This window comes from Georgenia sp. Z1344 (assembly GCF_049856295.1).
In the GTDB taxonomy this organism is placed as follows: Bacteria; Actinomycetota; Actinomycetes; order Actinomycetales; family Actinomycetaceae; genus JB111.
Genome location: NZ_JBNDMZ010000001.1, coordinates 151,668 through 161,102, shown reverse-complemented (window position 1 = coordinate 161,102; position 9,435 = coordinate 151,668). Strand labels below are relative to the sequence as shown.

General features: G+C 74.3%; 7 protein-coding genes. 2 read left to right on the top strand and 5 right to left on the bottom strand.

Translation table 11 applies throughout. The features are described from left to right. Window positions 1-95: 95 nt before the first annotated feature. Genes infB through rimP form a run of 4 tightly spaced genes read right to left on the bottom strand, consistent with a single transcriptional unit; the run spans window position 96 to window position 5,236 of the window. Window positions 96-3,113 (bottom strand): translation initiation factor IF-2, encoded by a 3,018-nt coding sequence (gene infB, locus ACPYO6_RS00785; RefSeq protein WP_425712978.1) that lies wholly within the window; start codon window positions 3,111-3,113, stop codon window positions 96-98. 57 nt (window positions 3,114-3,170) lie between these two features. Further along, on the bottom strand, window positions 3,171-3,551 hold the full coding sequence (locus ACPYO6_RS00780) for a YlxR family protein (protein WP_425712977.1): 381 nt from the start codon (window positions 3,549-3,551) through the stop codon (window positions 3,171-3,173). A gap of 47 nt (window positions 3,552-3,598) precedes the next feature. Beyond that, on the bottom strand, window positions 3,599-4,711 hold the full coding sequence (gene nusA, locus ACPYO6_RS00775; RefSeq protein ID WP_425712976.1) for a transcription termination factor NusA: 1,113 nt from the start codon (window positions 4,709-4,711) through the stop codon (window positions 3,599-3,601). Between the two features lie 51 nt (window positions 4,712-4,762). Further along, window positions 4,763-5,236 carry a ribosome maturation factor RimP gene (gene rimP / locus ACPYO6_RS00770; RefSeq protein ID WP_425712975.1) on the bottom strand — a complete coding sequence of 158 codons (474 nt, stop codon included), beginning with the start codon at window positions 5,234-5,236 and terminating at the stop codon, window positions 4,763-4,765. 351 nt (window positions 5,237-5,587) lie between these two features. Here rimP and ACPYO6_RS00765 point away from each other — a divergent pair, with 351 nt between their 5' ends. Further along, the gene (locus ACPYO6_RS00765) at window positions 5,588-6,571 is read left to right on the top strand and encodes a hypothetical protein (RefSeq protein WP_425712974.1); all 984 of its coding nucleotides are present in this window, start codon (window positions 5,588-5,590) and stop codon (window positions 6,569-6,571) included. A 42-nt stretch (window positions 6,572-6,613) separates the two neighbouring features. Here ACPYO6_RS00765 and ACPYO6_RS00760 read toward each other — a convergent pair whose 3' ends face one another. Then, the gene (locus tag ACPYO6_RS00760) at window positions 6,614-8,398 is read right to left on the bottom strand and encodes a proline--tRNA ligase (RefSeq protein ID WP_425712973.1); all 1,785 of its coding nucleotides are present in this window, start codon (window positions 8,396-8,398) and stop codon (window positions 6,614-6,616) included. Between the two features lie 42 nt (window positions 8,399-8,440). On the opposite strand from ACPYO6_RS00760, the gene ACPYO6_RS00755 reads away from it, so the two are divergent. Next, window positions 8,441-9,400 carry an NAD(P)H-dependent flavin oxidoreductase gene (locus ACPYO6_RS00755; RefSeq protein WP_425712972.1) on the top strand — a complete coding sequence of 320 codons (960 nt, stop codon included), beginning with the start codon at window positions 8,441-8,443 and terminating at the stop codon, window positions 9,398-9,400. The last annotated feature ends 35 nt before the right edge of the window (window positions 9,401-9,435 follow it).

The following is a 9,435-nucleotide window of genomic DNA, read 5'->3' as shown; positions in this document are numbered from 1 at the left end:
TTCCTTTTTCTTGTTTTTTTTCTCCCACCCTTTCCCCCCCCCCCCCCCCTTTCCCCCCCCCCCCCCCCCCGCGGCGGAAGGATCGTCGGACACGATCAGGCGCGGGGCTTCTCCCGCATCTCGAACGTCTCGATGACGTCGCCCTCCTCGATGTCGCGGTAGCCGAGGTTGATACCGCACTCGAAGCCCTCGCGGACCTCGGTGACGTCGTCCTTCTCCCGGCGCAGCGAGTCGATCTTGAGGTCGCCCGCCACCACGACGCCGTCGCGGACGAGCCGCGCGGAGGCGTTGCGACGGATGAGGCCCGACCGGACGATCGAACCGGCGATGTTGCCGAACTTCGAGGAGCGGAACACCTGGCGGATCTCGGCGGTACCGAGCTCCACCTCCTCGTACTCCGGCTTGAGCATGCCCTTGAGCGCGCTCTCGACGTCCTCGATCGCGTCGTAGATGACCGAGTAGAACTTCATCTCGACGCCCTCGCGGTCGGCCAGCTCCGTGACCCGCTCGGCGGGACGCACGTTGAAGCCGACGATGACCGCGTTGTCGACGGTCGCGAGGTTGACGTCGTTCTGCGTGATCGCACCGACGCCGCGGTGGATGATGCGCAGCGCGACCTCGTCGCCGACGTCGATCTTGAGCAGCGAGTCCTCGAGCGCCTCGACGGCACCGGACACGTCGCCCTTGAGGATGAGGTTGAGGTGGTCGACCTTCCCCTCCTCGAGCGCCTTGGTGAAGTCCTCCAGCGAGATGCGCTTGCGGCGCTTCGCCAGGGTCGCGGCGCGCTCGGCGGCCTCACGCTTGTCGGCGATCTGCCGGGCGGTGCGGTCGTCGGGCGCGACGATGAACGTGTCACCGGCCCGCGGCACGGAGGCCAGGCCGAGGACCTGGACCGGCCGCGAGGGGCCGGCCTCCTTGACGTTCGCGCCGTGCTCGTCCTGCATCGCGCGGACGCGGCCGTGGGCCGTACCCGCGACGATCGAGTCGCCGACCTTGAGCGTGCCCGACTGGACGAGCACGGTCGCGACCGAGCCGCGCCCCTTGTCGAGGTTGGCCTCGATGGCCACGCCGCGCGCGTCCTTGTCCGGGTTCGCCGTCAGCTCGAGGGCGGCGTCCGCGGTGAGCAGGACCGCCTCGAGCAGGTCGTCGATGCCGGTGCGGTTCTTGGCCGAGACGTCGACGAACATCGTGTCGCCGCCGTACTCCTCCGCCACCAGGTTGTACTCGGTGAGCTGCTGCCGGATCTTCGCGGGGTTCGCCCCCTCGACGTCGATCTTGTTGACCGCCACCACGATCGGCACGCTGGCCGCCTGCGCGTGGTTGAGCGCCTCGATCGTCTGCGGCATGACGCCGTCGTCCGCGGCCACCACGAGGATCGCGATGTCCGTGACGTCGGCACCACGGGCACGCATGGCCGTGAAGGCCTCGTGACCCGGGGTGTCGATGAACGTCAGCGCGCGCTCCACGTCCTCGTGCTCGACGGAGACCTGGTACGCACCGATGTGCTGCGTGATGCCGCCGTGCTCGCCGGCGACCACGTCCGTGGACCGCACCGCGTCGAGCAGCTTGGTCTTTCCGTGGTCGACGTGACCCATGACGGTGACGACCGGCGGACGGGGGAACAGCTCCTCGTCGGTCTCGGCCTCGAGCTCGGCATCGAGGTCGATATCGAACTGCTCGAGCAGCTCGCGGTCCTCGTCCTCCGGCGACACGATCTCGATGACGTACCCGAGCTCCTCGCCGAGGACCTTGAACGTGTCCTCGTCGAGCGACTGGGTCGCCGTGGCCATCTCGCCCAGGTGGAACAGGACGGTGACGAGCGACGCCGGGTTGACGTCGATCTTGTCGGCGAAGTCGGACAGCGAGGCGCCGGCCCGGATGCGGACGACGGTCGAGCCGTCGCCGCGCGGGACCTGGACGCCGCCGAGCGACGGCGCGCTCTGCTGCTCGAACTCCTGGCGCTTCGCGCGCTTCGACTTCCGTCCGCGCACGGGACGGCCGCCGGAGCGACCGAACGCACCCTGGGTCGCCCCACGACCGCCACGACCGCGGAACGCACCGCCGCCGGGACCGCCGCCGGAGCCACCGGGACCACCCGGGCCGCCGCCCGGTCGACCGCCGCCGCCGGGACGACCGCGACCGCCGGGACGCTGGTTCGCCCCCGGACGGCCGACGCTCGACTGGCCGGGCATCATGTTCGGGTTCGGGCGCGGGCCGCCGCCGGGCCGCGGGCCGGGCGTGGCACCCGGGCGAGGACCGCCGGAGCCGCCCGGGCGGGGCATTCCCTGCGACGACGCGAACGGGTTGTTGCCCGGACGCGGCGCACCGGGGCGCGGACCGCCCGAGCCGCCGGAGCCGCCCGACCGGGGCATGCCCTGCGACGACGCGAACGGGTTGTTGCCCGGACGCGGGGTCGACTCACGACCGCCGGAGCGGCCCTGGTCACGACCGCCACGGCCGGAGTCGCCGCGACCCGAGTCGCCGCGCGAGCCCTGGCCGGGACGTGCGCTCGCCGGGGTCGGCGCGGCCGACCTCGGGGTGGGCGCTGCCGCCTTCGGGGTCGGGGCCGCGGGCGTGGGTGCCGCCGGGGTCGGTGCCGCTGATGCCGGGGTCGGCGTGGCGGCGGGAGCCTCGGAGGCGGCGGAGCCCTGGTCGGACGACGCCGGGGCGTCACCCGCGGGGGCGGTCGGCGCCGGCGGCGCAGGGGCGGGCGTCGGGGCCGGGGTCGCCGCGGCGGCGGGAGCCGCCGGGGTCGCCTCGGTCGCCGGCGCGGCCGGGGTCGCCCCGGGGGTCGGAGCCTGCTCCGACCACGACGCCGGGGCGTCGCTCGTGGCCGGCTGCTCGGCGGGCGCGGCCGGGCGCGGGCCCGGCGTCGGGGCCTTGCCCGACGACGAGCCGCCCGAGCGGGCCGGGGACTTCGAGGCTGCCGGCGCCTTCTTCTTGGTCGCCGGCGGGTTGGCGTCGTAGTGCTCCTTCAGACGCCTGATGACTGGGGCCTCCACAGTGGAGGAGGCGGACTTGACGAACTCTCCCTGCTCTCGCAGCGTCGCCATGACCGTCTTGCTGTCGACGCCGAGCTCCTTCGCGAGCTCGTGAACGCGGACCTTGGCCACATCTCTCCTGTCTCGGACCGTCCCGGGACAGGGCGGACCGTGGTTATTGCTGGCAGCTCATCGCTGGGTACTCATCGGGTGCCCATCGGCTTCCAACCCGCTTTCATCTCGATCTGACCTCGACGACGGTGTGTCGTCGATCGTCGCGGCCGCGAACCAGCGCGTCACGTCACCGGTGTCCACCGGCCCCGCTGCACGCAGGGCCCGCGCGAACGCACGGCGGCGAACCGCCTGGTCCAGGCAGGCAGGCTCCGGATGGAGCCACGCCCCCCTGCCGGGTGCGGATGCCGACTCGTCCACCACCGCACGGGCGGGAGGGGCGAGCACGATCCGCACGAGGTGCGACCGGCCGGCGACGGCCCGGCAGCCGATGCAGGTGCGCATCGGGCCGTTCGGTCCGGCCCCGTCGGGGGCAGGGGTGCCGACGCCGTCGACCATCGTACCCTTTCCGCCGCTCGGCTCCGGGGCGAACCTCGTGGCGCCCCTCACCCGGCCTGCGTGCCGTCGTCCGGCACGGCGGACGTGCCGCCGGCGTCCGGGCTGGTAGGAGCGGCGGCAGAGGACGCGCCGGCGGGGCCGGTGGCGGGGTCCGTTGCGCTCGGCTCGCCGGCGCTGGTCGTGGGCTCGGCGGGGGCGGCGTCGGAGCGGATGTCGATGCGCCAGCCCGTCAGGCGCGCGGCGAGGCGGGCGTTCTGGCCCTCCTTGCCGATCGCGAGGGAGAGCTGGTAGTCCGGCACCACGACGCGGGCGGCGCGCGCGTCCGGATCGACCACCGTCACGCTCGCGACCTTGGCCGGCGAGAGCGCGAACCCGACGAACGTGGCCGGGTCCTCGGAGTAGTCGACGATGTCGATCTTCTCGCCGTGCAGCTCGCTCATCACGGCCCGCACGCGCGCGCCCATCGGGCCGATGCAGGCTCCCTTGGCGTTGAGCCCGGGCACGGTGGAGCGGACGGCGAGCTTCGTGCGGTGCCCGGCCTCGCGCGCGATCGACTCGATGACGACCGACCCGTCCGCGACCTCGGGGACCTCGAGCGCGAAGAGCTGACGCACGAGCTCGGGGTGCGTGCGCGAGAGCGTGATCTGCGGGCCACGCGCCCCGCGCGAGACGTCGACGACGTAGGCGCGCAGGCGGTCGTTGTGCTTGTAGGACTCCGTCGGCACCTGCTCGTGCTGCGGCAGCTCGGCCTCGACCTTGTCGGGCAGCTGGACGAGCACCTTCCGCGGGTCGCGGCCCTGCTGGACGATGCCCGAGAGCAGGCCGCCCGCCTTGTCCCGGTAGGACCCCATCACCTGGTCGTCCTCCGCGTCCCGCAGGCGCTGGACGATGACCGAGCGAGCGGTGGCGGTGGCGATGCGGCCGAAGCCCGACGGCGTGTCGTCGAACTCGCCCATCGCGTTGCCCTCCTCGTCCGTCTCGGTCGCGAGCACCGTGACGGTGCCCGTGCGGCGGTCGAGGTCGATCCGGGCCGGGCTCACCGCGCCGGGCGTGCGCTCGTAGGCACCGAGCAGCGCCTCCTCGATCGCGGCGACGAGGGTGTCGAGCGGGATGCCCCGGTCGGCCTCGACCATGCGCAGGGCCTGCATGTCGATGTCCATGGTGTCCTCTTCCTTCGGGCAGGTCGGCTCGCGGGCGGGGTCGGCTCGCGGTCAGGGCCGCGTGAGCTCGACCTCGACGCGGGCGCGGGTGACGTCGGCGAGCGGGACCTCGTGAGTCCCCTGCTCGTCGGTGAGCTGCAGGGTGTCGCCCTCGACGCCGGTGAGGCGCGCGGTGCGGCGCCCGTCGGCGGTCGTGAGGTCGAGCAGCCGCCCGACGGCGCGGCGGAAGTGCCGCGGCTCGGTCAGGGGGCGGTCGGTCCCGGGCGTGGAGACCTCGAGGGTGTAGGTGCCGTCGACGGCGTCGTGCTCGTCCATGGCGGCCGACACGGCGCGGGAGACGTCACCGATCTGGTCGGAGGTCACTCCCCCGGGCCCGTCGGGGAGGTCGACGGTGAGTCGGACGACCTTCCGGGTGCCGGTGCCGGCGACCTCGACGTCCTCGACGACGAGACCCGCCTGCTCGACGGCGCCCGAGGCCGCGGCGCGGACCCGGTCGGACGGTGTGCTGCTCGATGGGGTGGTCACGCGATCCTCCTCGTCGTCCCGGTTGGCTCCCCGGGGCAGTCCCCCAGACTACCGCCCGGGCCGCGCGGCCACGAGCCGGGTGGAGGCGTCGTGGAGCACACGCGCGGGTCGTGGCGGGTGCGGACGGCGCGTCGCTCGCGGCTGGTGGTTGGTGCGGGCAGCGCGTCGCTCGCGGCTGGTGGTTGGTGCGGGCGGTACGTCGCTCGCGGCTGGTGGTGGGTGCGGGCGGTGAGGCGCGAGTGGGTGGCGCGGGCCGTGCGTCGTTCGCGGGTGGCGCGGGCCGCTCGACGGAGACCGGCACGCCCCCTGAAAGCCGCCCGGCGCGCCGGCCACCTGACATGATGCGTCGCGATGACCACCTCGACCGTCGGCCACCGCCGCCTCCCCCGCCGCCGCTCCGTACGAGCGCTCGCGGCGATCGCCGTGGCCGGGGTCGCGCTCGCCGGCTGCAGCATCCGCATCGACTCCGACCCGGAGCCGCCGCCCGCCGCCACGGCGACGCAGCAGTGGCGCCAGGACGTGGCCGTCGAGACCGCCGGCCTCGCCGAGGCCGCGCGGACGCTCGCGGCCGACCCCTCGACGGACCCGGCCGTGGCCGAGGCCGTCGAGGGCGTGGCGGCCGACCTCGACGCCCAGGTCGAGGCGCTCGGCGGCGTGTGGGTGGCGTGGCCGGACGGGCCGCCCGAGGGGCAGACGAACGCGCCGCTGCCGGAGGCACCGGTGGTGGCCGACGTCACCGAGCTCCGCGGGCTCCTCAGCGCATCGGCGGACTCGACGATCGCCATCTTGGCCGACGTGCCCGCCGCCGAGCGCGACCTCGCGTCCGTGCTCGCCGCGACCGCCACCGGCCGCATCCTCGCCGCGCTCGAGCTCGAGCAGCACTCCGACGGCGGGACCCCCGTCGAGGTGACGCCGATGACGCCCGAGGTGGTCGCCGCCGTCGCCGACGGACCCACCGTTCTTGTCCTCGACCAGGCCCGCTACCTCGAGGAGATCCTCGCGGCGCGCGGGATGGCCGAGTCGGCGCCCGAGCGAGCCGACCAGCTGCAGGTGCTCGTCGACACCGCGATCGAGGCCGGTGCGCAGGACACCCGCGAGCCCGCCTACCCCTGGCCCGACGGCGACGCCGACGCCTTCCGTGCCGTCACCGAGGCGGACCTGCTCGACCAGTGGATCTTCCTCGCCGGCACCGCGCCGGCCGAGCAGCGCGGGGCACTCGTCGACGCCGCCGCCGACGCTGCGGTGCGACTGCAGGCCGCCGGGGTCGACCCGGGCGCGCTCCCCGGCCTGCCGGGCTCGGCGGGCGCGGAGTCGGCGAGCGAGTCCGCCACCTGATCGACGGGTGAGCCGCGCCTCGGTCAGGCGCGGCAGCGCGCCTCAGGCGACGACGCCGGCCGCACGGAGGCGGGCGAGCAGCTCGTCGGCGGCGGCCTCGGGCGCCAGCTCGACCCGCTCGCCGGTCGCGCGGTCCCGAACCTCGACCACGCCGTTCGCAAGCCCCCGGCCGACGACGAGCGCGTACGGCACCCCGATGAGCTCGGCATCGGCGAACTTCACCCCCGCCGAGACCTTCGGCCGGTCGTCGTAGAGCACCTCGGCGCCGGCCGCGTCGAGCCGGTCCGCCAGGTCGCGGGCGGCCTCGAAGATCTCCTCGCCCTTGCCCGTGGCGAGGACGTGGACGTGGAACGGTGCGACGTGCACGGGCCAGGCGAGTCCCTGCTCGTCGCTCGTCGACTCGGCGATGGCCGCGAGCGCGCGCGTGACACCGATGCCGTAGCTGCCCATCGTCGGCGTGACGGCCTTGCCGTTCTGGTCGAGCACGGTCAGCCCGAGCGCGTCCGCGTACTTCCGGCCGAGCGCGAAGATGTGCCCCATCTCCATCCCGCGGGCGAGCTCGAGCGGCCCGGTCCCGTCGGGTGCGGGGTCACCGGCGCGGACCTCGGCGATCTCGACGGTCCCGTCGGAGACGAAGTCCCGGCCGGCCACGAGCCCGACGACGTGGCGCCCGTCGACGTCGGCGCCCGTCGCCCACACCGAGCCGTCGACGACCCGCGGGTCGAGCAGGTAGCGCACGGCCGTCTCGTCGCCGCGCGCGTGCTCCGAGCGCGGCCCGATGTAGCCGCGGACGAGCTCGGGGTGTGCCTTGAGGTCGGCCTCGGTCGCCGTCTCCACCTCGGCCGGCGCGAACGCCACCTCCGCGCGGGCCGGGTCCATGGCCCGGTCCCCGGGCAGGCCGACGACGACGATCTCCCGCTCGCCGTCGGGGTGCGTGAGGGCCAGGACGAGGTTCTTCAGGGTGTCCGACGCCGCCCAGCCGCGGCCCTCCGCGTGCGGCACCTCGGCGTCGAGCGCGGCGACGAGGGTCTCGATCGTGTCGGCGCCCGGGGTGTCGACCGTGACCGGCGCGGGCGGCTCCTCGGCATGCTGAGGCAGCTCGGGGACCGGCGTCGTCACCGCCTCGACGTTGGCCGCGTACCCGCCGGGCGAGCGGACGAACGTGTCCTCGCCGACCGGCGTCGGGTGGAGGAACTCCTCCGAGCGCGAGCCGCCCATGGCCCCGGCGTCCGCGGCGACGACGACGACCTCGAGGCCGAGCCGCTCGAAGATCCTCAGGTAGGCCGCCCGGTAGAGGTCGTAGCTGGCGACCTGCGCGTCGTCGTCGAGGTCGAAGGAGTAGGCGTCCTTCATGACGAACTCGCGCCCGCGGACGATGCCGGCACGCGGGCGGGCCTCGTCGCGGTACTTCGTCTGGACCTGGAAGAGCTGCAGCGGCAGGTCCTTGTAGGACGAGACGAGGTCCTTGACCAGGAGGGTGAACATCTCCTCGTGGGTCGGCGCGAGCAGGTAGTCGTTCTCGCGGCGGTCCTTGAGGCGGAAGAGATTGTCCCCGTACTCGGTCCAGCGGCCCGAGGCCTCGTAGGGCTCCTTGGGAAGCAGAGCCGGGAAGTGCACCTCCTGGGCGCCGATCGCCAGCATCTCCTCGCGCACGACCGCCTCGACCTTCGCGAGGACGCGCAGGCCGACCGGCAGCCACGTGTAGATGCCCGGGGCGGCACGGCGGATGTAGCCGGCGCGGACGAGCAGCCTGTGGGACGCGATCTCGGCGTCGGCGGGGTCCTCGCGCAGCGTGCGCAGGAAGAGGGAGGACATCGTGGAGAGCATGGTGGACAGGTTAGGCGGTCGCGGTCGGGCACGATGTCCCCCATGCGTACAGCGATCACCGACCTCCTCGGCATCGAGCACCCGGTCGTCCAGGGCGGGATGCAGTGGGTCTCGGTCGCCGAGCTCACCGCCGCCGTGTCGAACGCCGGCGGCCTCGGCGTCCTCGGGGCCCTCACGCAGCCGACCCCGGAGGACCTGCGCGCCGAGATCGCCCGCACGCGCGAGCTGACGGACAAGCCGTTCGGCGTCAACCTCACGTTCCTGCCGGCGATGACGCCGCCGCCGTACGCGGAGTACGTCAAGGTGATCATCGAGTCGGGCGTGCGCATCGTCGAGACCGCGGGCGCGAACCCGGGCGAGGCCGCGGCCGCCTTCAAGGCCGCGGGGATCACGCTCATCCACAAGTGCACGTCCGTCCGGCACGCGCTGTCCGCGCAGCGGTTCGGCGCCGACGTCATCACGATCGACGGCTTCGAGTGCGCCGGCCACCCCGGGGAGGACGACGTCGGCGGGCTCGTGCTCGTGCCCTCCGCCGTCGCCGCCCTCGACGTGCCGGTCCTCGCCTGCGGGGGCATCGCCGACGGGCGGGGGCTCGCCGCCGCCCGCGCGCTCGGTGCGGTCGGGGTGTCGATGGGGACGCGGTTCGTCGCGACCGCCGAGTCCCGCGTGCACGACGGGATCAAGCAGGCGATCGTCGACGGGACCGAGACCGGCACGCGCCTCGTGCTGCGCGAGCTGCGCAACACCTCGCGGATCGCGGACAACTCCGTGGCCCGCGAGGCGGCGGAGATCCTCGCCGGCGGCGGATCGTTCGAGGACGTCGCCCACCTCGTGTCCGGGGCCCGCGGGCGCGGGGCGCTCGAGTCCGGCGACCCCGAGGCCGGGGTGTGGACCGCCGGGCAGTCGATGGGGCTCATCCACGACGTGCCGACCTGCGGGGAGCTCGTGCCGAGGATCGTCGCCGAGGCCGAGGAGATCCTCGCGGGGCTCGCGCGGGGGTAGGCACGGCACGCGCGCGGTCGGGCATCGGGGGCTCG

Coding starts and splice junctions, on each gene's coding strand:
- ACPYO6_RS00780 (WP_425712977.1), bottom strand. CDS start 3,551: ATGGTCGACGGCGTCGGCACCCCTGCCCCCGACGGGGCCGGACCGAAC.
- nusA (WP_425712976.1), bottom strand. CDS start 4,711: ATGGACATCGACATGCAGGCCCTGCGCATGGTCGAGGCCGACCGGGGC.
- ACPYO6_RS00765 (WP_425712974.1), top strand. CDS start 5,588: ATGACCACCTCGACCGTCGGCCACCGCCGCCTCCCCCGCCGCCGCTCC.
- ACPYO6_RS00760 (WP_425712973.1), bottom strand. CDS start 8,398: ATGCTCTCCACGATGTCCTCCCTCTTCCTGCGCACGCTGCGCGAGGAC.
- ACPYO6_RS00755 (WP_425712972.1), top strand. CDS start 8,441: ATGCGTACAGCGATCACCGACCTCCTCGGCATCGAGCACCCGGTCGTC.